17 protein-coding genes are annotated in these 22,721 nt (G+C 71.5%); 7 read left to right on the forward strand and 10 right to left on the reverse strand.

Going from position 1 to position 22,721, the window contains the following annotated elements; genetic code table 11:
• Positions 1 to 31 precede the first annotated feature (31 nt).
• Positions 32 to 2,575 carry a M4 family metallopeptidase gene (locus tag ACIBVN_RS06190; protein WP_397133248.1) on the forward strand — a complete coding sequence of 848 codons (2,544 nt, stop codon included), beginning with the start codon at positions 32 to 34 and terminating at the stop codon, positions 2,573 to 2,575.
• On the opposite strand, the gene ACIBVN_RS06195 is transcribed toward ACIBVN_RS06190, so the two are convergent.
• Positions 2,572 to 5,445, reverse strand: a complete 2,874-nt coding sequence (locus ACIBVN_RS06195; RefSeq protein WP_397133250.1) for an ATP-binding protein — start codon at positions 5,443 to 5,445, stop codon at positions 2,572 to 2,574. The two genes, ACIBVN_RS06190 and ACIBVN_RS06195, sit on opposite strands and share 4 nt — an antisense overlap.
• A gap of 118 nt (positions 5,446 to 5,563) precedes the next feature.
• Positions 5,564 to 6,664, reverse strand: a complete 1,101-nt coding sequence (locus tag ACIBVN_RS06200; protein WP_397133252.1) for a serine hydrolase domain-containing protein — start codon at positions 6,662 to 6,664, stop codon at positions 5,564 to 5,566.
• A gap of 99 nt (positions 6,665 to 6,763) precedes the next feature.
• Between ACIBVN_RS06200 and ACIBVN_RS06205 the strand changes: the two genes are divergently transcribed.
• On the forward strand, positions 6,764 to 7,408 hold the full coding sequence (locus ACIBVN_RS06205; protein ID WP_397133254.1) for a TetR/AcrR family transcriptional regulator: 645 nt from the start codon (positions 6,764 to 6,766) through the stop codon (positions 7,406 to 7,408).
• On the opposite strand, the gene ACIBVN_RS06210 is transcribed toward ACIBVN_RS06205, so the two are convergent.
• Positions 7,389 to 8,210, reverse strand: coding sequence for an N-acetylmuramoyl-L-alanine amidase (locus ACIBVN_RS06210; RefSeq protein ID WP_397133256.1), 822 nt, complete (start codon positions 8,208 to 8,210; stop codon positions 7,389 to 7,391). The genes ACIBVN_RS06205 and ACIBVN_RS06210 overlap by 20 nt on opposite strands.
• Positions 8,211 to 8,302: 92 nt before the next feature.
• Positions 8,303 to 8,881, reverse strand: a complete 579-nt coding sequence (locus ACIBVN_RS06215) for a GNAT family N-acetyltransferase (RefSeq protein ID WP_397133258.1) — start codon at positions 8,879 to 8,881, stop codon at positions 8,303 to 8,305.
• A gap of 280 nt (positions 8,882 to 9,161) precedes the next feature.
• Between ACIBVN_RS06215 and ACIBVN_RS06220 the strand changes: the two genes are divergently transcribed.
• A complete protein-coding gene (locus tag ACIBVN_RS06220; RefSeq protein ID WP_397133260.1) occupies positions 9,162 to 11,369 on the forward strand; it encodes a glycoside hydrolase family 9 protein in 2,208 nt (735 codons plus the stop codon).
• A 52-nt stretch (positions 11,370 to 11,421) separates the two neighbouring features.
• Positions 11,422 to 11,742 (forward strand): PadR family transcriptional regulator, encoded by a 321-nt coding sequence (locus ACIBVN_RS06225; protein WP_397133262.1) that lies wholly within the window; start codon positions 11,422 to 11,424, stop codon positions 11,740 to 11,742.
• Between the two features lie 631 nt (positions 11,743 to 12,373).
• Here ACIBVN_RS06225 and ACIBVN_RS06230 read toward each other — a convergent pair.
• A complete protein-coding gene (locus ACIBVN_RS06230) occupies positions 12,374 to 14,434 on the reverse strand; it encodes a zinc ribbon domain-containing protein (protein WP_397133264.1) in 2,061 nt (686 codons plus the stop codon).
• Between the two features lie 270 nt (positions 14,435 to 14,704).
• Between ACIBVN_RS06230 and ACIBVN_RS06235 the strand changes: the two genes are divergently transcribed.
• A complete protein-coding gene (locus ACIBVN_RS06235; protein ID WP_397133266.1) occupies positions 14,705 to 15,499 on the forward strand; it encodes an ABC transporter permease in 795 nt (264 codons plus the stop codon).
• A 10-nt stretch (positions 15,500 to 15,509) separates the two neighbouring features.
• Here the strand turns inward: ACIBVN_RS06235 and ACIBVN_RS06240 are convergent, their stop codons facing one another.
• From ACIBVN_RS06240 to ACIBVN_RS06250, 3 genes are all read right to left on the reverse strand, one after another.
• Complete coding sequence (locus ACIBVN_RS06240; protein ID WP_397133268.1) at positions 15,510 to 15,938, reverse strand: hypothetical protein; 429 nt, start codon at positions 15,936 to 15,938, stop codon at positions 15,510 to 15,512.
• A gap of 884 nt (positions 15,939 to 16,822) precedes the next feature.
• Entirely contained in the window at positions 16,823 to 18,226 is a 1,404-nt protein-coding gene (locus tag ACIBVN_RS06245) for a monooxygenase (protein WP_397133270.1), read from the reverse strand.
• Positions 18,227 to 18,354: 128 nt separating this feature from the next.
• Complete coding sequence (locus ACIBVN_RS06250; protein ID WP_397133272.1) at positions 18,355 to 18,660, reverse strand: hypothetical protein; 306 nt, start codon at positions 18,658 to 18,660, stop codon at positions 18,355 to 18,357.
• Between the two features lie 109 nt (positions 18,661 to 18,769).
• On the opposite strand from ACIBVN_RS06250, the gene ACIBVN_RS06255 reads away from it, so the two are divergent.
• Entirely contained in the window at positions 18,770 to 19,159 is a 390-nt protein-coding gene (locus tag ACIBVN_RS06255; protein WP_397133274.1) for a YbaB/EbfC family nucleoid-associated protein, read from the forward strand.
• Positions 19,160 to 19,173: 14 nt separating this feature from the next.
• On the forward strand, positions 19,174 to 19,551 hold the full coding sequence (locus ACIBVN_RS06260; RefSeq protein WP_397133276.1) for a YbaB/EbfC family nucleoid-associated protein: 378 nt from the start codon (positions 19,174 to 19,176) through the stop codon (positions 19,549 to 19,551).
• Between the two features lie 2 nt (positions 19,552 to 19,553).
• Here the strand turns inward: ACIBVN_RS06260 and ACIBVN_RS06265 are convergent, their stop codons facing one another.
• Positions 19,554 to 20,636, reverse strand: a complete 1,083-nt coding sequence (locus tag ACIBVN_RS06265; protein ID WP_397133278.1) for a sensor histidine kinase — start codon at positions 20,634 to 20,636, stop codon at positions 19,554 to 19,556.
• Positions 20,637 to 20,668: 32 nt separating this feature from the next.
• Complete coding sequence (locus ACIBVN_RS06270; RefSeq protein ID WP_397133280.1) at positions 20,669 to 22,621, reverse strand: family 10 glycosylhydrolase; 1,953 nt, start codon at positions 22,619 to 22,621, stop codon at positions 20,669 to 20,671.
• Positions 22,622 to 22,721: the final 100 nt, after the last annotated feature.

Consider the following 22,721-nt stretch of genomic DNA (forward strand, 5'->3'; position numbering starts at 1 on the left):
CGAGGGAGAACGTCGAAAGGAGCAGCACAGCGTGAAACGTAAAGCCTTACTCGCGGCGGTCGTCGGCATGGCCACGGCCGCGACACTGGCCTTACAGGCGCCACCCGCGAACGCCGCCCCTCCGGGAGCCACCCCGCGCAAGCAGACCACGCGAGCAGGCGACCCCGCGTCGCTCGCCGCGCAGGTCGCGGACAAGGCGATCTCCAGCCAGCTCGACGAGCTGACCAGAGGGCCGGACGAGGCCTACAGCCGCGTCGCGGTCACCCCGGGCGCGGCCGACATGTACTACGTGTCGTACGAGCGCACGTACAAGGGCCTGCCGATGGTCGGCGGCGACGCCGTCGTGGTCACCGACGCGGCGGGGAACGTCAGGGACACGGTCGCGGCGGCGGGCCCGACCCCGAGCGACGTGCCGACCAACGCCACGATCAGCGCCGACCGGGCCACCGAGGTCGCCAGGACCAGGCTCTCCCGCGTGGACGACACCGCCGCGCCCCGCCTGGTCGTGCTGGCCTGGGGCGAGAAGCCGAGGCTGACCTGGGATGCCATGGTCAGCGGCATCGCCGAGGGCAAGCCGAGCATCCAGCACGTGTTCGTGGACGCGCGCACCGGCGAGATCGCCGACTCCTACGACCTGGTACGCGCGGGCACCGGCAACGGCTACTACTACGGCCAGGTCACCATCCAGACCAGCGGCTCCGGCAGCTCGTACTCGATGACCGACTCGACCAGGCCCGGCATCCAGTGCGGCGGCCAGAACGGCAGCGCGTACACCGGCACCGACGACGCCTGGGGCAACGGCTCCGGCACCAACCTCGAGACCGCCTGCGTGGACGCGCTCTACGGCGTGCAGCGCGAATGGGACATGCTGCGCGACTGGCTGGGCCGCAACGGCATCAACGGCAGCGGCCGCGGCTTCCCGATCCGGGTCGGGCTCAACGACGTGAACGCCTACTGGAACGGCAGCTACACGAACTTCGGCCACAACCAGGCCAACAACCGGCAGGCGACCCCCATCGACGTCGTGGCGCACGAGTTCGGGCACGCGATCTTCCAGACCACACCTGGCGGCGCCGGATCGGGCAACGAGAACGGCGGCATCAACGAGGGCACCGGCGACATCTTCGGCGCGATCACCGAGGCGTACGCCGCCCACCCGAACGACCCGGCCGACTACCTGGTCGGCGAGGAGGTCGACCTGGTCGGCGACGGGCCGATCCGCAACATGTACAACCCGAGCGCGCTCGGCGACCCGAACTGCTGGTCGTCCTCGATCCCGAGCACCGAGGTGCACGCGGCGGCGGGCCCGCTGAACCACTGGTTCTACCTGCTGGCCGAGGGCAACAACCCCGGCGGCGGCAAGCCGTCCAGCCCGATCTGCTCCGGCGGCCCCTCGTCGGTCACCGGCATCGGCATCCAGAACGCCGGCAAGATCTTCATGGGCGCGCTGTCCCGCAAGACCTCGTCCTGGCGGTACACGAACGTCCGCGCCGCCTCTGTCGCGGCCGCGATCGAGCTGTTCGGGGCCAACAGCGCCCAGTGCAACACCACCAAGGCGGCGTGGAGCGCGGTCAGCGTGGCGGCGATGTCGGGCGAGCCCGCGTGCGGCACATCGACCAGCGACTTCTCGATCTCGCTCAACCCGACGTCCGGCAGCGCGACGCCCGGCGGCCAGGCGACGGTCACAGTGAGCACGCAGACCACCTCCGGCAGCGCCCAGACCGTGAGCCTGTCGGCGTCCGGCCTGCCCAGCGGCACCACGGCGAGCTTCAACCCGTCGTCGGTGACCTCGGGCAACTCCTCGACGCTGACGCTCTCCGTCGGCTCGTCGACGGCGGCGGGCACGTACAACATCACAGTCACCGGAACCGGCTCGACGACGCACACCGCGACGTACGCGCTCACCGTCAGCTCGAACCCGCCGACGCGTGACTTCTCGATCTCGGCCAGCCCCGCGTCCGGCACAGTGCAGGCGGGCTCGGCGGCGACGACGACGATCGGCACGACCACCACGGCGGGCACGGCGCAGACGGTGAACCTGTCGGCCAGCGGCCTCCCGACGGGCGCCACGGCCGCGTTCAACCCGGCCTCGGTGACCTCGGGCGCCTCGTCCACGCTGACGATCTCGACCGCGCCCACCACACCGGCCGGCAACTACACCGTCACGGTGACCGGCACGGGCGTGACGGCGACGCACACGGCGACGTACGCGCTGACCGTCCAGAGCACCTCGGGCGGCAGGACGTTCACCAACGGCACGAACTACACGATCGACGACTGGAGCACCATCCAGAGCCCGATCACCTCCACCGCGACGGGCACCGCGACCTCGCCGGTCAAGCTGTCCATCACGATCAGCCACACGTGCGCCGAGGACCTCGACATCTGGCTGCGCGGTCCGAACGGCACGTGGTACGCGGTCGACAGGTACGGCGGCACCACCTGCACGCAGTACGGCACCAGGACGTTCTCCGTCCCGGTGAGCCAGCAGGCGGCGGGCACCTGGATCCTCGAGATCGAGGACGTCTACCTCCAGGACACCGGCTACCTGGACTCCTGGAGCATCACCGTCTAGCTCTCCACGAGCCCCGGCCGGTCGTCCGGCCGGGGCTCACGCACGTCCGCCCTCGTGCGCACGCCGAGCTTGCGCAGCACCTTGGCCACGTGCGTGTCCACGGTGCGGCGCGACAGGAACAGCACCTCGGCGATCTCCCTGTTGGTCCGCCCGAGCGCGACCAGCCTGGCCACCTCGCTCTCGCGCGGCGACAACACCCCGCTCCCGCCCCTGCGGCCCCTGCGCCGCGCGGCAGTCGGGCCGATCTCGCGCAGCAGGTGGCGGCAGCGGGCCGCGTCGTGGGTGGCGCCGAGCGCCGCGTACCGCTCGCCCGCGTCGGCGACGAGGTCGGCGGCCCGCTCCCGGTCCCCGAGCGCGAGCCGCGCGCCCGACTCCGACTCCCCCGCCCTGGCCGCGTCGCACGGCCGCGGCATCGCCTCATAGACGGCACGAGCCCTGGCGTAATAGTGCGCCGCCTCGTCGGCGTCCCGGGCCAGCGCCCCTCTGGCGGCGTCGAGCCCGGCCTGCGCGGACGGCGCGTTCCTGCCCTCGATCCCCGCGGCGAACTCGCCCACCAGGTCGGCCGCTTCGCCCCGCCTCCCCGCCCTGACCAGCGCGCCGGCGGCGGCGGGCACCAGCTGGTCGCCCCACACCCACACGCCCTTGCGCCGCAGCCTGCCCACCGCGAGGTCGGCCTCGCGCAGCGCGGACTCGAGCGAGTCGCGGGTCAGGTGCAGCTCGACCAGCCCGCTGGAGGCCGCCGCGGCGACGGGCAGGAAACCCGAGTCCAGGTCCCGTACACCGGCCGCCTCGAGATGCGCGCCGGCCTCGTCCCATTCGCCCCTGGCCAGGGCCAGCATGCCGAGTGTCAATCGGGCGTCGACCGCCAGCAGCGGCGCCTCGAAGGTCATCTCGACGGCGGCGACGGCCCGCTCACGCAGGCCCTTCCAGCGGCCGGTCAGCAGGTCGAGCCTGATCGACGACATCTCCACCAGGAACTCGGGGTAGAGCGCCCCGGTCTCCTCCGCGATGCGCCTGCTCTGCTCCGCGAACCGCTCGGCCGCCGCGTAGTGCCCGAGCGCCACCGCGGCGTCGTACAGGTTGGAGTAGCCGCGCGCCACCTGGCGGCGCACGGCCGTGGCGGGGTCGTCCACCGGCAGCGCCGCCACCAGCTCGAACGCGTCGGGCGCGCCGACCAGCATGGCGAGGCTCACCTTGTTGGCCAGCACGGCGGCGGCCAGCTCGGGTTCGTGGTCCTCGTCGATCAGCTTCTCCGCCTGGACCATCCACTCCTGGTGCGTGGAGAGCGGCTCGCCGCCCCAGGCCGGCATGGCCAGCAGGGCGAGGCCGCGGGCGGCGAGGCTCGGGCTGTCGTGCAGGTCGGGGAGCGCGGCCAGGATCTCCTGGCGGCCCGCGGCCACCGCGCCCGCCTGGTTGGACAGGAGGATGCCCAGGTTGAGCCTGGCCTGGCCGCGTACCTGCGGGGACAGGAAGTCGTCCTTGAGCAGGTGGCGCAGGATGCGTACGACGCGCCGGTGGGACAGGCCGATGGCGGCGACCCTGCTGAGCCTGAGCGCCAGCGGGCCGCGGGCGTCGCGGGGCAGCTTGGGGTCGGCCAGCAGCCCTTCGAGCACCTCGACGGCGAGCGGGATGTCGCCGAGCGCGGCGGCCCGGTCGGCGGCGGCGCTGCCGTGGCGCTGCCAGGCCGCGAAGTCGCCGGCGCGGCGGGCGTGGTGGGCGAGCTGGACGAGGGGCGGCGGGTCGAGCGCGGCCAGCGCGGCCATGGCCCGCTGGTGGATCAGGCGCCGCTCCGGGCCGGGGATCGTGTCGTAGACGGCCTGCTGGGCGAGGGTGTGGCGGAAGCCGTACTGGCCGTCGGGCTGCTCGAGCAGCACCCCCGCCTCGAGCGCCTGGCCCAGCCCGGTTTCGGACGGGGCGGGGACGGAGACGGCGGCGATCAGGGGCTCGTCGGCGGGCAGCCGCAGGACGGCGGCGGCGCGCACGGTGCTCAGCGCGGCCGGTGACAGCCCGGCGAGCCGCTCGGCCATGGCCTCGCGCAGCAGCAGCGGCACGGCCATGCGATCGAGCGCCTCCGGCTCGGGTAACCGGCCCTCGTCATCGAGCAACGAGCGCACCACCTCCTCGATCACGAACGGCACCCCCGCGGTGCGTTCATGCAGCTTGGCGGCGAACTCGGGGGTCGGCGCCGACCGGCCGAGCAGCGCGCCGGCCAGCCTGCGCACGCCCTCGACGTCGAGCGGCGTCAGCGAGATCACCTCGCCGCGCACCCCTGGAGCCCGCCGGTACGCGTGCCCGAACGGCAACCCGGGCACCGGCAGCTCCTCCCTCCGGAACGTCACCACCAGCGCCAGCCCGTCCGGCGGCTGGTCGGTGAGGAACCGCAGCAGGTCACGCGTGCCGTCGTCGGCCCAGTGCAGGTCCTCGACCACCAGCACGACGGGACCCGCGGCGGCCAGCAGCGCGTGGACCGCGCGGAACAGCCGGTGCCGCTCGGCCCGCGGGTCGTCGAGCGGCTGTGGCGACGGGGCGGGCGGGAGCCGGTCCGCCAGCTCGGGGAGGTAGCCGCACAGGACCCCGGTGAGCGGGCCGAGCTGTTCCTGAGGCGGCAGCGCCGCGGCGACGTGCCGCAGCGCGTCGAACACCGGCCCGTACGGCAGCGGCTCGCGGATCTGGTGGCAGTGGCCGAGCAGCACCGTCCGTTCGCCGCCGCCTTCGCGCAGCGGGTCGATGGCCGCCCTGACGAGTCTGGTCTTGCCTATGCCCGCCTCGCCCTGCACCTGGATGACGGAGGGCGGCCCGGTGATGGCGCCGTTGAGCAGCCGCAGCTGGGCGTCGCGCCCGACCAGTGCGGGAGAAGCCGCGCTTGCCATCGGGGTCTCCGTAACAGTGCAGGTTTACTCCCTTTGCCGGAATCCGTTATCCATCACGTGCGAGCCAGGGTCAACCGTTCCTGAGGACTGAACATGAGTTGCGAGGGGCGGGAGGGCGTCAGGCGGCTTTGACGATGGCGGCGATCTGGGTGGCGGCGGCGAAGTCGTTGGTGAGGCGGTTCTTGGTGAGGGCGAACGCGGTGCCGGTCGCCGTGTCGGCCCAGGCCGCGCTGCCGCCCGCACCGGGCACCCCGAAGACCGTCGGGCTCGCCTCGGCCGTCGAGTCGGGGCCGCCGATGCCGTACCCGAGCCCCCAGGCCGAAGGCATGCCGAACACCTCGTCGACCCCGCTGGAGGCCACCGCCGTCACCTCGCGCAGCCGTTCGGGCGAGATCAGCCGCGTCCCGTCCACCTCGCCGAGCAGCGCCGCGTACATCCGCGCGATGGCCCTGGCCGAGGTCTTGCCGCCCGCGGGGATGTCGGCGGACAGGTAGTCGGTCCGGTTGCCCAGGTCGGCGGTGGGCATCAGCGTCATCGGCCCCGCCTTGAACATCGGCAGGTCCGCCGGCATCTCCCCCCACGCCGACATGTCCACCGGCGCGTCCTCCAGCCTGGCCAGCCGGGCGTGCTCCTTCTCCGGCATCCCGAAGTAGAGCTCCTCGCCCACCCCCAGCGGGCCCGCCACGTCCTCGAGCAGCACCTGCGAGATGGGCTTGCCGGTGACCCGGCGGACGATCTCGCCGACCAGGAACCCGAACGTGTACGCGTGGTAGCCCACCTTCGTGCCCGGCTCCCACCACAGCTCGGCGTCCTCCAGCGCGGCGACCATCTTGCCCCAGTCGCAGACGTCCTCGGGCGTCGTGTCGAGCGGCACGCCGGGCACGCCGGCGGTGTGCGACAGCACGTGCCGTACGGTCACGCCCTGCTTGCCGTGCCGCCCGAACTCCGGCCACAGCTCCACCACCGGCGTGTCATAGCCGAACAGCCCCCGCTCGGCCAGCACGTGGGCGACGGTGGCGGTGGCGCCCTTGCCGATCGAGAAGTTGTAGAAAGGCGTGTCGGACGTGACGGGCCGCCCGGTCCCGGGGTCGGCCACACCCGCCGCCACGTCCACGATCTGGACGCCGTCTCGATAGACCGCCACCTGGAGCCCGCGCTCCTCGCCTGACTCGACGAGCCGGTCGGCGGCTTCCTGCACCTGCTTCTGGAGATCGCTCATGGGAAAGTCCTTGGTCATGTTGGGAACTAGACGGTACAGTACTCATATCAGTACGGAACTGTCTAGTACTGTTCTCCGCAGCAGCGCGAAAGGGTGGTCATGGCAGCGGAAGAGAACGACCGCACGGCACGCAAGCGCAGGCAGATCATGGACGCGGCGCGGCCGGTCTTCCTGCGCAACGGCTATGTGGGCGCGAGCATGGACGAGGTGGCCGCGCTGGCGGCGGTCTCGAAGCAGACCGTCTACAAGCACTTCACCGACAAGGAGCAGCTGTTCACCAGCATCATCCTCGACACGACGGGCCAGGTGGACGGGCTGGCCAAGCTGATCACGGCGGCCCTCGACGACAGCGGCGACCTGGCGAAGGACCTGGGCGAGCTGGCCCGCCAGTTCCTCGACGCGCTCATGCGACCGGACCTGCTCCGCCTGCGGCGGCTGGTGATCGCCGAGGCCGACCGCTTCCCCGACCTCGGCCGCACCTGGTACGAGCAGGGCTTCGAGCGTTCGCTGAAGACCATGGCCGACGCGTTCGGACGCCTGGCGGAACGCGGGCTGCTCAGCCTGGACGACCCCCAGCTGGCCGCCGAGCACTTCGTGGGCCTGCTGCTGTGGGTCCCGGTGAACAAGGTCATGTTCTGGGGAGGCGGCGACCACTACACGGAAGCCGACCTGGAGCGGCTCTCCGAGGCCGCCGCCGCGGCGTTCCTGCGCGCGTACGGGGCGGCTAGCTCAGATACTTCTTGAGCCCGCCGGCCAGGGCTTCGGCCATGCGCTCGCGGAAGGCGGAGTCGGACATCTTGGCGGCGTCCCCGCGGTTGCGCATGTTGCCGCACTCGATGAACACCGCGGGGCGCGTGGAGAGGTTGAGCCCGCCCAGGTCGGTGCGGGTCTCCAGCGCGTCCACGCCCCTATAAGTGGAGTACGGGAGCCCCGTGCCGGCGTGGTAGGCGTTCCTGATCGCCACCCCGAGCCGGCGGGACGGCTTGACGATCGCGTCGTTGTGCCCGGCGACCAGCCCCGGCATGATCACGTGGAAGCCGTGCCCGGCCGGCGCCGCGCCGTCGCCGTGGATCGACAGGACCGCGTCCGCCCTGGCCTCGTTGCCGATGGCCGCCCGCTCGGTGACGCACGGGCCGACGCCCTTGTCGTTGGGCCTGGTGAGCACGACCTTGGCGCCCATCTTCTCCAGGATCGGCTTGAGCCTCCTGGCGACGTCCCAGGTGAAGGCGTGCTCCGGGTATCCCGCGTCGGTCTCGGTGCCGGTCGTGTTGCACGCCTTCTTGCCGGTGATGATGTCGACCTGGCGGTTGATCTCTTTGGGGTGCGAGGCGTTCCCGCCGTTGTGGCCGGGGTCGATCACGACGATCTTCCCTGCCAGCGCCTGCCCGGTGGACGACCGGCTCGGCGACGGCGACTGGGACTGGGGCTGGGCCGACGCGGGCGCCGCCTGCCGCGCGGCGGGCGCGGCGCCGCCGCACGCGGCGGACAGCGCGCCCAGTGCGGCCAGCATGGCGAACGCCACGGATCCGGTCCGGTACGCGTGCATGGTCCCGACCGTACCTGGTGCCGCCCGGCAAACCAATAACCCGCCTGACCTGGGCCTTCGTGTCTGACGATGCCAGGCCGCTCCGGTGGAGGCTATCCGTCCGCCGGCCGCAACATCGGCCAGAACAGGGACCCGTCCGGCAGCGCGAACGGCTCCCGTGCCTGGTAACCGTGGCGCGCGTACAGGTCGCGGTTGCGCGGGTCGCTGGCCTCCAGGTACGCGGGCACGCCGTCCAGACGAGCGTGGTGGTGCCGCAGCAGCGCCGAGCCGAGTCCCTGGCTCTGGTGGCCCGGGTGGACCGCCATGAAGGCCAGGTAGTGGCACGGCTGCGCGGGATGGTTCGCCGCGAACAGCGCGTCGCGCGCCCGGAAGCGCTCGGCCCAGTGGCCCGTGGCCTCGGCCAGCCGGCGGTCGTAGTCGGACTGTTCGGGCGGCGGCGCGGTGTGGGGGAGCCAGACCGCGACCGCGGGCCCGTCGTCGATGAGGTGGATCTCGCCGTGCTCGATGGCATGGTCGACGAGGATCCGGATGTTCGCGGTCATCACCCGGTGGCGTTCCCTGCGGACGGGCACGAGGTAGTGCACCACCCTCAGCCCGGAGAACGCGGTCGCGACGAGCTCCGCCACCTGACCCGCGTCGTCGGCCGTCGCACGCCGGATGACCGGCCGCATCGTCCAGGATTCTGTCATCGTGTCACGCCCCATCCCGGATCGCCGCTTTGGCGCCCATTCCCACCAGAGCGTAAACGGCGAGCTGCCCCACCCGCAGTACGAGCGCGCACACCACCCCGATTTTCCACAAGTCCGAATAATTAGGCATTAACGCTAAAAAATGGCCATTTATCCGCATTCTGCCGCGTCGCCGAAGAGCCCTGTTGACGGGACGGCGACAGGACAGGAGGATCAGATCGCTCCGGCAATTGGGAGCGCTCCCACCCCCCGAAGGACCTCCATGATCCGAAGCCGGGCCGCCATACTGGCCCTCCTCACCATGGTCGCCCTGTCCCCCGCCACGACAGCGCAGGCGGACGAGGGACCCGAGCAGATCGTCAACGGCACCTTCGACGCCGGCACCGCCCCCTGGTGGAGCACCGCCAACCTCACCCTCACGGTGGACGGCGGCCGCCTCTGCGCCGACATCCCCGGCGGCACCGCCAACCCATGGGACGTCATCATCGGCCAGAACGACATTCCGCTGGTCGCGGGCGAGACGTACGCGTACCGCTTCAGCGGCTCGGCGAGCCCGGCCAAGGTCGGCAAGGCGCTGATCCAGCTCCCCGTGGACCCGTGGACGCAGTACCTGTCGGCCAACCCGGAGCTCAGCGTCTCCGGCAACGACCACTCCTACACCTTCACCGCCCCCGCGTCGCTGCCCAACGCCCAGGTCGCCTTCCAGCTGGGCGGCAGCGCAGAGCCGTGGCGGTTCTGCCTGGACAACGTGTCGCTGAAGGGCGGCGCGGAGCCTGAGACGTACGAGCCGGACACCGGACCGCGGGTCCGCGTGAACATGGTCGGCTACCTCCCGCGGGGCCCGAAGAAGGCCACCGTGGTCACCACCGCGACCACGGCCCTCGACTGGGAGCTCAAGAACGCCGCCGGCCATGCGGTCGCCAAGGGCAGAACCACCCCCAGAGGCGTGGACGCCAGCTCCGGCCAGAATGTGCACACGCTGGACTTCGGCGCATACCGCAGGCCCGGCAAGGGCTACACGCTGACGGCGGACGGCGAGACCAGCAGGCCGTTCGACATCGCGGCCGGCATCTACGACCAGCTCCCCGCGGACGCGCTGAAGTTCTACTACACCCAGCGCAGCGGCATCGAGATCCTCGACCGGCTCAGGCCCGGCTACGCCAGGCCCGCAGGGCACGCCGGCGTAGCGCCGAACCAGGGCGACGTGAGCGTCCCGTGCCAGCCCGGCGTCTGCGACTACTCGCTGAACGTCAAGGGCGGCTGGTACGACGCCGGCGACCACGGCAAGTACGTCGTCAACGGCGGCATCTCGGTGCACCAGCTCATGGCCGCGTACGAACGGGACAGGTCCGCCTTCAAGGACGGCCAGCTGAACATCCCGGAGAGCGGCAACGGCACGCCGGACATCCTGGACGAGGCCCGCTGGGAGCAGGAGTTCCTGCTCAGCATGCAGGTGCCGGAGGGCAAGCCGTACGCGGGGATGGCCCACCACAAGATCCACGACCAGAACTGGACGGGCCTGCCCCTGCTGCCGCACCTGGACCCGCAGCTCCGCGAGCTGCACCCCACCTCGACCGCCGCCACGCTCAACCTGGCCGCGACGGCGGCGCAGGCGGCCAGGCTGTTCGCCCGGTACGACCCGGCGTTCGCCGCCAGGAACCTCAGAGCGGCCCGCAGGGCGTGGGCGGCCGCCAAGGCCAACCCGGCCAGGTACGCCGACCCGAACGACGGCACCGGCGGCGGCGCCTACAACGACGGCGACGTGAGCGACGAGTTCTACTGGGCGGCGGCGGAGCTGTTCATCACGACGGGCGGGAAGGAGTTCAAGGACTTCCTGCTGGCCTCGCCGCACCACGCCGGCGACATCTGGCGTGACAGGGGCTTCGACTGGGGCAACACCGCTCAGCTCGGCCGCCTCGAGCTGGCGACCGTGCCCAACGCCGTCCCCGACCGGGCGCGGGTGCGGCAGTCCGTGGTGGAAGGGGCGGAGAAGTATCTGGCGATCCAGCGGGCACACCCGTACGGGCTGCCGTACAACCCGCCGGACTTCGACTGGGGCTCCAACAACCTGGTGCTCAACAATCTGGTCGTCCTGGCCACGGCGTACGACCTGACCGGGCACGAGAAGTACCGGGCGGCCGTGCGCGAGGGCATGGACTACCTCCTCGGCCGCAACGCGCTCAACCAGTCATACGTGACCGGCTACGGCGAGGTGGCCTCGCGCAACCAGCACAGCCGCTGGTACGCGCGCCAGCTCGACCCCGCGCTGCCCAACCCGCCGCGCGGAACGCTGGCCGGCGGCCCCAACTCCAGCATCCAGGACCCGCTCGCGCAGCGGCTGCTCAAGGGCTGCAAGCCGCAGTTCTGCTACATCGACGACATCGAGTCGTGGGCGACGAACGAGCTGACCATCAACTGGAACTCCCCGCTGGCCTGGGTCTCCGCGTTCCTGACCGGCAAGGGCAGGTGATCCCGGTGACCCGGCGTTGCGGACGCTCCGTTCAACGGAATACTGTCTGCGCATGCCCAGGGGAACCTCCGAAGTCAGTGAGCCGATGTACTTCGTGCTCACCGCCCTACGCGCGGGCCCGTTGCACGGCCACGCGATCAGCAAGTCGATCAAGGAGCTGTCCGGGGGCCGGGTCCAGCCCTCGGTCGGCACCCTCTACGGCATCCTGGAGCGCCTGAACGAGCGGGGCGTGATCACCGTCGACAGAGAGGAGACGGTCAACGGCCGCAACCGGCGCTACTTCCGGATCACCGACGAGGGCCAGGCTCTGGTCGAGGCCGAGGCGAGGCGCATGCACGAGGCCGCCCAGCTCGTGCTGCGCCCCATCACATGACCGCCACCGCGCCCCAGCCCACGACCGCCCTCGAACGTCGCTACCGCAGGCTGCTGCTGGCATACCCGAGGAAGTACCGCGCGGCGCACGGCGACGAGCTGCTCGACGTCCTGCTGGAGTCGGCCGACCCCGGCAGGACGGTCCCCGCGCTCAGGGAGGCCTGGGGCCTGCTCGTGGGCGGCGTGCGCAGCCGCATCGTCCACCTGGCGACGGGCAGCGCGTGGGAGGACGGCCTGCACCTGGGCATCACGGCCGTGGCGGCGGCGAACCTGGCGGCGTTACTCCCCTACGCGGGCACGATACCGCTGTGGGCGCTGCTGTCGGCGCTCGCGCTGCTGGCCGTCCTGCGCGGACGGCTGCCGGCGGCGTTCCTGCTCACGCTCGTCACGGGCATGAAGGCGGTCGCGCTCGCGGGCGGCTGGCAGGTGTTCGAACTGACGCTGATGCCGGTCTACCCGTCGCTCCTCGCCGACCGTGCCCTGTTCTCGGACAGCGCCCCCTTCGCCGTGGCCTTCGCGTACGCGGTGGTGCTGCTCGGGCTGCTGGTGCTCATGTCGAGAAGGCGGCAGGCGCCACGGACCCGGTCATGGTGGTGGCCGGCGGCCGTCGTGGCCGTCGCGTGGGCGGGCCCTCAGCGGATGGAGGCGGACACGATATTCCAGCTCAGCGTCTGCGATTCTCTATGTTTACCTGAGGATTCCCGGCAAGTCGGGCGGGCGTGGCCGTGGGGGGCTGCCCCGTACTCTCCGAGGGTGAGGACGGGGGTGGCTGCGACACGGTGGAAGCCGGTCCGGTGTTGAGAATCGCGTGCAAGTCCTGTGCGTCCCGCCGGTGGGCGGGGCGCCTGGGGTGCTTGGCCCGCCGGACGCTGTCCACTCCCCGCAGGGAATGGGGCGGGCACCGTGCGCCGGTCGGGCACATGGCTGGAGGTTGTTGGATCGTTCGCTGAGTGACGGTTCTGGGCTCGTGTCGGTCGTTTCGGGGTGGGACGCATCTTGGATCGGTCCCGTGCCGCGGGCCGGGGGGGCAGGTCGGTTCGGGTGCGGCGGGCTCGCCGGGCGGCCCGGGTGGGCCTGCGCGTGCGGCGGGCGCGGGCCACGTTGCCCTCCACGACCTTGCCGATGGTGCGCACCCCCGTTGCACGATGGGTACGGGTGAGGTCCTGGCCCAGCAGACCGCGCGCGAGGATGCGTTCGGCCGCGGCCCAGTCCCGATCACATGACAGGCCGCAGACCGGACAGTACGCCCACGCCCAGCCCTGCTCGGCAACCCGGTCCGGGGCGGGGCAATGCTTCAGGACCGAGGTGCCGTCCCCGCACCGCGGGCAGTACTTGGACGTCCCGCGCGCCGGGACCGTGACCACGGCGATGGTGTGCTTGGCCGCCAGGTGCCGGATCGCCTCGATGACCTGCCCCCGAACCTGCCCGGACAGGCGGGCGTTTGCGCGTCCTCGGCGTCCGCGTGCTTCCAGGGTGGCCAGGTCTTCCAGGTAGATGACCGTCGCCCCGGCCGCGATCGCCTGGTCGGCCACCCAGCGCGCCGCCGACCAGGCCAGCGCATGATTCAGGTGCCGGATGCGGGCGCACACACGCTCGTGCTCGAGCCCGAGAACCTCATAAGCCCTGCTCAACGCCGGGAAGCGGGGATCGACGGGGGTGAGCCCAGCCAGCAGCCGTTCCACATGCCGGTGTTTGGCGGCCAGTTGCTCCCGCTCGGAGCGCAGCCGGTGCAGCTTGGCCGAGACGCCGGTGGCGTCGTAGGTGAGCGGCCGCCCATCCGAGATCACCCGGCCGTCGTTGGTCAGGCGCCCGGTCACACCGGTCAGCAGGGTGTTACAGCCCCAGTCGAACCCCACCCCCACCCTGTGACCGGTGGCGGGCGCGAAGCCGATCGGGATCTGAAACGGCAGATCGACGCGCACCCGGCCCTTGCGCACCCGCAGGGTGGGAGTGCACAGCGTGGCTTGCGGCGGGACGGTCGGCGGCAAGGCGAGCGGCAGCATGTGCCAGGCCCACTCCTTGGCGGAGGCGGGACAGGCCACCAGGGGAAGCCGCACCCGCACGCAGGCGCGACGGTCGCCGGTGCGCTGCAGGGTGACCAGTTGCCGGTCCGCGGCGGCCAGCACGATCTGCGCCGCCACGGTCGGCGGCTGCTCCAGGTCAGTCAGATCGGCCGGGAATGTGTGATGCTCGTCGCGGTAGGCGGCGATCTGGCGGGTGCGGTTGCGGATTTGGGCCGGGGTAGCCCCGTCCGGCAGCACAGCGCGCAGCGCCTGCCATTCGGCGTCGGTGCGGGCCCGCGAATTGGCCGGCCAGGTGGCCACGATTGCCGTCACCAGGGCGCGGCGGTGCAGCGCCAGCCGCAAGCTGCGGGCGGCCTGCTCCTGGGCGCACCGCACCACCCGATCACACACATGCACGCCTGGGGCGAGGCTCGTGCCCCAGCCCAGACGGCGCACAGCCATCCAGCCCTTCGCCGGCAACGCGCGCCCGTCCGGCCCGACCCCGCAGGCCAGCGCATCCAGATCCGCCGCATTCCACCGGGCGGCGACCAGATCGGCGGTCAGATCCCGCGCCAAGCCCGCCAGCCAGGCGACCCGCTGGGCCAGCAACAGCTGAGGGACGACCTGACCGGTCTTCTCCACCACCGCCGCATGGGCGGTGCAGGTTGCGGTCGCGGTGAGCTTACTCATCGGCTGCCCCCTGTTTCGGGACGAGCGGAAGGCGGCGAACGACGCGTCGATCGGCTGCGCAGCGGGCCATGCTCGACCGTCTCCGGCACCGTGCGGGCACGACGGCATGTCGCCGACCGCGCTCGGACCCGGCAGGCGCACCGCCCGGCCGGCCCATCCCGGCCGCAGGCGAACCGACACGCCCTGCATGACCAGCCCCCGCCTCTCTCCCGCATTTTCACAGTGAGTGTCCGAAAGGCTACCAGTTGTTTACCGGGCTGAGTAGAACATATGAACGACACACCGAAGCTGACCATCCCCACACCCCACCGCCCACGTCCGGACAGGACGCGGCGGCACCGGCACCGGGTGGCGGTGATCGGCGACCAGGCGGCCAGGATGCTCGGCGTCACCCGGCTCGACCGGGCACCGGCGATCTTCATCGGCAAGCACGCGTACACGGTCATCGGGATCCTGGGCGACCTGCGCCGGGAGCGCAACCTGAGCGCCGCCGTGCTCGTGCCGCCCACCGTGGGCAGGCAGTTCGGGCTGCGGGACGTCACCAGGGTGCTGGTCAACACGAGCCTGGGCGCCGCCGGGCTGATCACCCGTCAGGCGCCCGCCGCGCTCAGCCCGGGCAACGGCGACATGTTGCAGGTGGTCGCCCCGCCCAGCCCGACCAGGGCGCGTGACAAGGCGCAGGACGACGTCAACGCGCTCTTCCTGATCCTCGGCCTGGTCTCGCTCGTGGTCGGCGCGGTGGGCATCGCGAACGTCACGCTCGTCACGGTGATGGAACGCGTAGCGGAGATCGGCCTGCGCCGCTCGCTCGGCGCCGCCAGGCGGCACATCGCGGCCCAGTTCCTGCTGGAGTCGACGCTGATCGGGCTCACGGGCGGCGTGATCGGCGCCGCCCTGGGCATCGTCACGGTCGTCGCGGTGTCGGCCGCCAAGCAGTGGACGCCCCTCCTGGACCTGCGGCTGGCGGTCGCGGCCCCGGTCGCGGGCGCCGTGGTCGGTCTCCTGGCCGGGCTGTATCCGGCGCTGCGAGCGGCCAGGATGGAGCCGGTGGACGCGCTCAGGTAGGACAGGCCGCTCAGTCCGGCGCCCAGTACTTCTGCATGATCTTGTCCAGCTCCTGCACCACCGGCTGCCAGCTGGCCGGCAGCGTGTAGCGGGTGACGCGCTGCTTCTTATGAACAAGCGTGTACTTGATGAAGTCCGCCCCCGCCGGCGGGGCCTCGGAGCGGCCCAGGACCAGGCCCTTGAGGTGCTTCCGCAACGTGCGCTGCTCCATGGCGGTGAGGCACTTGTCGATGGTCGGCCCGGTACGGCGGCTCAGCCGGACGCAGTAGTTGTCATAGACGATCACGCGGTCGTCGAACCCCGCGAACCCGCCTTGCCTGCTGTAGTCGAGCAGCACCTTCTTCTTCACCGCCCGCACGGCCGCCGCCTGCGCCGGCGCCATGGACGACGTCAGCGCCAGCAGAAGCAGCGGCAGGAGCACGATTCGCCATATCTTCACATCTCCATTGACGTACAAGAGCGCCGGACGGCTCAAGCGCGACACTCCTCAGCGCACATCACGGTGAGCAGGCGCCTGCCCCGGAAGGCGAGTGACGCCGAGCGCCACGGGCAGTGGGACCAGGTGACACTACGGATCGGAGTGCCCGTTTCGCGGTCCGGGAAGCATGCCCGTTTCGGCAAGCAGGTCGAGCTCGGGCTCGAGGTCTGGCGAGCCCTCACCCCCTCCGTGGAGCTGCTCGTCGAGGACGACCGCAGCGAACCCGGGACCCTGGACGTCGTGCTTCCCCGGTTGGCGGGGCAGTGCGACCTCCTGCTGGGGCCGTACTCGACGCAGCTCATGCGGCGGGCGGGCGGCATCGGCGCGGCGCTGGGCTGCCTGATCTGGAACCACGGCGGCGCGGGCGACGACGTCCAGACGGCGCACCCCGGACATGTCGTCTCGGTGCTGACGCCGGCGAGCCGGTACGCCGAGCCGTTCATCCGCCACCTCGTGCGGGCCGGCGACCGGAGCCCGCTCCGGATCGTGTACGGCAAGGGCGGCTTCGCCCGGCAGGTGGCGGACGGCGCCGCGCGAGCCGCGAACGAGCAGGGCATCCCGGTGGTCCGAGGCGGCCTGGTGGAGGACTCATGGAACCTCCTGTGCGCCGGGTCATTCGACGAGGACGTCGAGGCCGTCAAGAAGGCCGGTCGTTCGCGGGTGGTCTGTGCCGTGGCCGCGGGGGTGCGGGAGTTCGGCGCGGCCGTCGGAGACCCTCGGGGGGTTTACGGCATCGGGCAATGGTTCCCCGGTCTGGGGGGCGAGGTGGCCGTGGGGATCTCCGAGCGGGACTTCCTCGCCGCGTATCACGACAGGGCCGGGAAGCCGCCGGACTATCCCGCCGTTCAGGCGGTCGCCGCCGCGATCATCGCGACCCACTGCGCAGAACGGGCGGGCGGCACCGGGCAGGCGGAGCTGTGGTCGGCGGCCACCGGACTGCGGACGGTCACCTTGTTCGGCGACTTCGCGATCGACCCGGGCACCGGCCTGCAAACCAGGCACAGGACGGCGCTCATCAGGTGGGAGAGCGACGGACCCGTCGCCGTGTAGGTGAGATGTCCCCGCCGCCGGAGAGGCCCGGCGGCGGAGCGCTGCCTCGGCAAGGGCGCGTCACAGGAGCCGGGGGTCACGATGGCGATGCCCAGGCACATCTCGTCGCTGGTCCCGTCGCCCCACACCACGTACCGCGGGGGGAGCTTCTGGAGCTGCGGCAGCTGGGCGCGCAGGCCCGCGTCATGCGTGCACGTCACCCGTACGACGTCGCCCTTCTTGACCTTGGCGGGCGTGGGCAGGACCCGCAGCGACTGGTCGTCGAAGTCGTAGTTCGGCACGTCCAGGAGCGTCCGGGCCTGCGGGGTGCCGGGGTTGAGCTCGACCTTGATGGAGCGGCCGAGCAGGTGCATGTGCCCCGCCATGGCGTGGACGGTCGCGGGGTGTTCGACGGGCATGTCGCAGTGCTGGGTCGGCCCGGGCTTGATGGGGCCGCAGAACTTGGCGAGCATCTCCGACGTCTCCTTGATCTCCTCACCGAACCTGGCGCCGACGTCCTCGACCGCGGCGGCCCGGTCGCAGAGCGGTCCTGACTCCTGCGGCGTGCACGGAAGCTCGATCGGGGCCTGGAACAGGGCGGTCTGCAGGGGCTGCAGGGGCTGGTCGGTGAAGCGGAGCCGGATGCCCGAGCGGTCGGTGCCCGGCTTGCCCGCCACGCCCAGCAGATTGTAGTGGACCTGCATGACGAGCCGGCTGCCCGGCGGCAGCTCGTAGCCGTACTTGGGGTCGAGCAGCGTCTCGCTGGTGCCAGGGGCCCAGTGCGCCACCCATGAGTCGCCGTCGACACCCGAGTCGCCGAAGCACGTCCAGCCCTGGCCGGGCGTGCTGTCGTCGAGCTTGCGCGCCTCGGCGGCGTGCTCGGGGTCGAGCCTGAAGAAGATCGCGTGGTGGACGAGGTCGCGGTTCTGGGGCTGGAACTGGGCGCCGGTCAGGAACACCTTGCTGGTCAGCTTTGGGTCGATGAGGAAGCAGCGGTAGTCGTCCGTGCCGCCGTTGGGCGGGGCCGGCGTGTACGGCTCCGCCATCGTGAGGTTGGCGAACCGTTCGCCGGTCCGCAGCGGGGCCGCGGCCGGCGTGGATCCGGCGGTGTGCCCCGTGTGTGCCCCGTGACCGGCCGGGGCAGGGGTGCTCTGGGCGCCGCACGAGGCGAGCAGGACGACCGCGACGAGTAAGGCGGCCGTCCGGGCGAGTCGATTCATACGTCAACACTCGCGCGCGAGGCCGAGCCGGGGCATCCTTCCTCAGGACGTTTTCCTTCGTTCCCTGGTATGACCCCGGCATCAGACCTGGGTCGATGCCCGGCGGGCCGGCTCCTTGAGCCGACGGGTCATGCGTGGCTGGCGTTCTCGGCGTTCGCGGTCTCGGTTTCGCCTGTGTTCCTGACCACGGCGTGCAGGCCGTCACAGGTGCCGCCGATCACCGTGGAGAGCCCGGTGAGCGTGGCCATGGACACCGCGCGGCACTCGGCGTACACGCTGGTGAACACGGCGAACAGGCCGTCGTCCTGCCAGGAGGAAACGCCGTCCCCGCGTGCCCTGAGCGGCTCGAGGGCAAGCTCGTGGTCGTCCCCGCAGGTCCCGATCCGCGAGGCTTCCCGCCCCGCCTCCTCCAGAGCGATGTCAACTCCCGTCATGCCGAACGACCATATCCGGATATATCGCTATACGGGCAGCACTCGCTGTTCATGAGATCTACATTTCACAGTCAAGATCGTGTTCGCTCTCTTACTGCAGGAGGTTGGCATGCGGTCGCCTGCGCCGGAAGACGACGCCGAATACCTGGCCCGATACCACGCCCAGGCCCAGCGGATCATGCATGGCCTGCGGGCGGCGCAGGCCGCGATCCGGCAGGTCGAGGGCCTGGCCAGAAGCGGGGACGGACTGGTCGAGGCCGCCGCGGGCGGCGAGGGTGACCTGACCCGGCTGCGCATCGACCCGCGCGCGCTGCGCCTCGGCAAGACAGCGCTCGGCCGGGAGGTGGCGGCCGTGCTGCGGGCAGCCCAGGACGACGCGGCACGCAAGGCTCAGGAGATCGCGGAGAAGGCAGAAAGCGGCGCCGAGGCTCTGGCGGCGCCGCTCGACGAGACGTTCGTGCGCCAACGGGTCGAGCAGGCGGTCCGCGATCTTCTCTAGGCTCGGAGGCAAGCGTGTACGGCCACCGGTTCAACCCGGCCAACATCAGTGACCAGGATCTGGACAAGGTCACCCGCCAGAGCGAGCAGCTGCTGGCCTGGCTCGAGACGGCCCAGGAGAAGCTCGACAAGATCGTCGGCGCGGGAGAAGCGGCGTCGGGCCAGGTCAAGGCGGCCGTGGATCAGCACGGCCGGGTCCTGGACATCGCCTACGGCCCCCGCGCGATGCGCCTGAGCAGCCACGAGCTCGCGGAGGAGACGCTTGCGGCGGTGCGCGAGGCCTGCGCCGACGCCCAGCGCCAGATCCACGACCTCATGCGCGAGGCCCTGCCCGGCTATGACCCCGTGGAGGCGAACGCCCAGTTGGAGCGCCTGATGAACGACTGGGACTGACCTCACGACGGCGACGCGGGCAAGGTCGCCTCGACGCGGAAGCCGCCGTCGTCGTCCTCGCCGCTCTCCAGGGCGCCCCCGGCCAGCTCGACGCGCTGCCGCAGGTCGAGCAGGCCCATCCCGGGGCCGGTTGCCGCGACCCAGGCGTCCGGCTGGCCAGGGGTGTTGCGGACGGTGACCCGTAACGAACCGGGAAGGTAGCGGACCTGCACCCGCACCTCCGCGCCGGGCGCGTGCTTGCGGACGTTGGCCAGGGCCTCCTGCACCAGCAGGTACGCGGTACGCCCCACCTCGCCGGAGACGGGCACCGGCGTCCCGGCCACCACCAGTTCCACCGGCACGCCCGCCAGCGCCGACTCCGTGACCAGCGGCCGCAGGTCGGGCAGGGGCAGCCCCAGGTCGAACCCCTCCCCCGTGCCGCGCCGGAGCAGCGCCACCATGTGGCGCAGTTCCCCCAGCGCTTCGCACCCGGTCGCGCGCAACTCCTCGGCCACCGCCCTGGCGCGCTCGTCGCCCGACGTCAGGGCCAGAACCCCGGCCTGCAGCACCATCCGGCTCACCCGGTGCGTGACCACGTCGTGCATCTCGCCCGCCAGCCGCTCGCGCTCCACCCGCTCGGCTCGTTCCGCCAGCTCGCGGTGGAGGCGTTCCCTGACGGCGACGTACATGCCGAACAGGGTGGCCAGCGCGATCGCCGTGTCGGTGCGCAGGATCAGGGGGAGCCGGTCGGGGAGCGCCAGCACGGCGAGGGCCAGGACCAGCACCGGCAGCCACCGCTGCACGCCGCTCCGGTGCTCCCCCGCGTACGCCATCGCGCCGTAGGCGGCGAAGGCGCAGGTGGGCGGCCAGACCAGCGCCCCGGCAGGGGGCGGCGCGTCCGTGATCACGGCCAGCACGAGGAGGGCGATCGCCGTACCCGCACTGACCCAGGCGACGGTGAGCGGCGCTCTGCGCATCCACAGCACCGGCACCGCCGCCGCCAGCAGGACCACGAGGACCGGACCGGTGTAGCCGGTCGCCGGCGTCAAGCCCCCCGCGACGAGGACCGCGACCGCGTCGATCGGCCGCGGACGGACACCGTCCACCGGCTCATCGTACGATCACCGTTGCCAATCGGCTACGTCTTGGTGATGCGGACGGCGTCGGCGATCACGTAGCCCGTCGTGGAGGTCCAGCGGCTCACCCCGACCACGTTGTACGTGCCCGCCGCCAGCGTGTACGTCCCCAGCACCCGCCACTGCCCGCCGCCGCTGCGCTGGTCCACGGCGACCGTCTGGTTGCCGCCGGAGGCCGCGACGATGTACGGGGTCGCGCTGTTGTACCCGGAGTTGGCCGGATACCACACCTCCACCCGATAACTCCCGGCGCTCGGAATGGTCGCCTGGTACCAGGCGGGGTCGCTGCCCGAGACCGGATTGGCGAAGCGGTAGTCGGTGCCGTGCAACTGCGTGGAGTAGGTGGAGGTGCCCCAGTTCGTACTGGCGGTGAAGCCCGCGTCCGCGTTGTCGATCACCACGCTGAAGCCCGGCCCGCTGCCCACCGCCCGGCCCGCGCTGGGCGAGCTCTCCTGGTGTGTCCGGTTGAGCGCGGTGACGTAGTAGGTGTAGGTGCCCGAGGAGGCGCCGGTGTCCGTGAAGGACGTCTGCCGGGTCGTGGTGACCAGGTTCCGGGCGTCGGCGAAGAAGCACGGGTCCGCCGTGGACTGCGAGCCGGCCACCCGGTACACCGCGTACGACGTGCCCGAGCCGGTCCACGCGAGCTGGACGCCGTTCGAGCCCTGAACGGCCGAGGCGATGGCCGGGGCGGACGGCGCGGCCGACGAGCCGCGGGCCGGTAAGAGCGCGGGGCGCGTGTAGTGGGTGTTCACCAGCCGGGTGATCGCCCCGATCCGGTCCGCCTTGACGTCCTTCGCGCTGAAGAAGACGTCACCGACCACCTCAGGATGCCGCCGGTTGTCGGTCAGGTGGTCGCTCAGCTCCGCCGGGTCCTGCCAGGCGGCGTCCTGCCCTGAGGCTCCGGCGCGGTAGGCGGCCTGGCCGACCACGAGCTGCACGCCGGTGCCCCGCACCACGTCGGACCACCAGGCGGTGAGCACCTCGTAAGCGGCCGCGGAGAAGCCGATGTGCCAGTAGATCTGGGGCGACAGGTAGTCCACCCAGCCCTGCTTCACCCATTGCCTGCTGTCGGCGTAGATCGCGTCGTACGACTGCAGCCCCGAGGTACGCGAGCCGAGCGGGTCCGTCGCGGCGTTGCGCCAGATGCCGAACGGGCTGATCCCGAACGACACGTGCGGCTTTGCGGCGTGAATGCGCTGGTCGAGCTCGCGTACGAGCAGGTTGACGTTGTTGCGCCGCCAGTCGCCGATGTTGCTGAACGAGCCGCCGTACTGGGCGTAGGTGGCGGAGTCGGGGATGGTCTCGCCGCTCACCGGATAGGGGTAGAAGTAGTCGTCGAGGTGCACGCCGTCCACGTCGTACTTGGAGACGGCGTCCATGATCGCGTCCTCGATGAAGTCCCGCACCTCCGGGATGCCGGGGTTGTAGTAGAGCTTCCCGCCGTACGCGAAGCGCCAGCCGGGGTGCTGCCGCGCCGGATGCGTGGACACGAGCTTGCTCGGGTCGGCGTGGTTCGCGATCCGGTACGGGTTGAACCAGGCGTGGAACTCCAGGTTGCGGGCGTGCGCCTCGTTGACCATGAAGGCCAGCGGGTCGTACCCGGGGTTCCCGCCCTGGGTGCCGGTCAGCCACTGCGACCACGGCTCGTACGGCGAGGGCCAGAACGCGTCGGCCGTGGGCCTGACCTGCACCACCACGGCGTTCATGCGTTTCTGCACGGCCAGGTCCAGCCAGGCGCGAAATTCGGCCTGCTGCGCCGACGCGCTCAGCCCCGTGCGGCTGGGCCAGTCGATGTTCGCGACCGACGAGATCCACATGGCCCTGAGCTGCCGCTTCGGGGTGGCGGGATCGGTCGCGCAGGCCATGGCGGCGGCTGGGGAGGAGGAAACGGGGGCCACGATGCTGACGAGTGCGGCGGTGAGCGCCGCCAGGACGGTACGCAGAAGCGCGGTCACGAAAGGAAGTTTCAGCGCGATCAGCTGAAAGCGCAATAGTTTTCACAACTTCGACGGGACCCAAATCCTTGGCGGACAGGGCGCCGCGCCACGCCCTGCC

Origin of the sequence: Nonomuraea sp. NPDC049400 (genome assembly GCF_044466425.1) — a bacterium.
In the GTDB taxonomy this organism is placed as follows: domain Bacteria; phylum Actinomycetota; class Actinomycetes; order Streptosporangiales; family Streptosporangiaceae; genus Nonomuraea.

Bases quoted from the DNA above. Each gene is read 5' to 3' on its own strand.
- ACIBVN_RS06230 (WP_397133264.1), bottom strand. From the start codon at position 14,434: ATGAGTAAGCTCACCGCGACCGCAACCTGCACCGCCCATGCGGCGGTG.
- ACIBVN_RS06250 (WP_397133272.1), bottom strand. From the start codon at position 18,660: ATGACGGGAGTTGACATCGCTCTGGAGGAGGCGGGGCGGGAAGCCTCG.
- ACIBVN_RS06245 (WP_397133270.1), bottom strand. From the start codon at position 18,226: ATGAATCGACTCGCCCGGACGGCCGCCTTACTCGTCGCGGTCGTCCTG.
- ACIBVN_RS06255 (WP_397133274.1), top strand. From the start codon at position 18,770: ATGCGGTCGCCTGCGCCGGAAGACGACGCCGAATACCTGGCCCGATAC.
- ACIBVN_RS06220 (WP_397133260.1), top strand. From the start codon at position 9,162: ATGATCCGAAGCCGGGCCGCCATACTGGCCCTCCTCACCATGGTCGCC.
- ACIBVN_RS06210 (WP_397133256.1), bottom strand. From the start codon at position 8,210: ATGCACGCGTACCGGACCGGATCCGTGGCGTTCGCCATGCTGGCCGCA.
- ACIBVN_RS06195 (WP_397133250.1), bottom strand. From the start codon at position 5,445: ATGGCAAGCGCGGCTTCTCCCGCACTGGTCGGGCGCGACGCCCAGCTG.
- ACIBVN_RS06215 (WP_397133258.1), bottom strand. From the start codon at position 8,881: ATGCGGCCGGTCATCCGGCGTGCGACGGCCGACGACGCGGGTCAGGTG.
- ACIBVN_RS06200 (WP_397133252.1), bottom strand. From the start codon at position 6,664: ATGAGCGATCTCCAGAAGCAGGTGCAGGAAGCCGCCGACCGGCTCGTC.
- ACIBVN_RS06225 (WP_397133262.1), top strand. From the start codon at position 11,422: ATGCCCAGGGGAACCTCCGAAGTCAGTGAGCCGATGTACTTCGTGCTC.
- ACIBVN_RS06205 (WP_397133254.1), top strand. From the start codon at position 6,764: ATGGCAGCGGAAGAGAACGACCGCACGGCACGCAAGCGCAGGCAGATC.
- ACIBVN_RS06235 (WP_397133266.1), top strand. From the start codon at position 14,705: ATGAACGACACACCGAAGCTGACCATCCCCACACCCCACCGCCCACGT.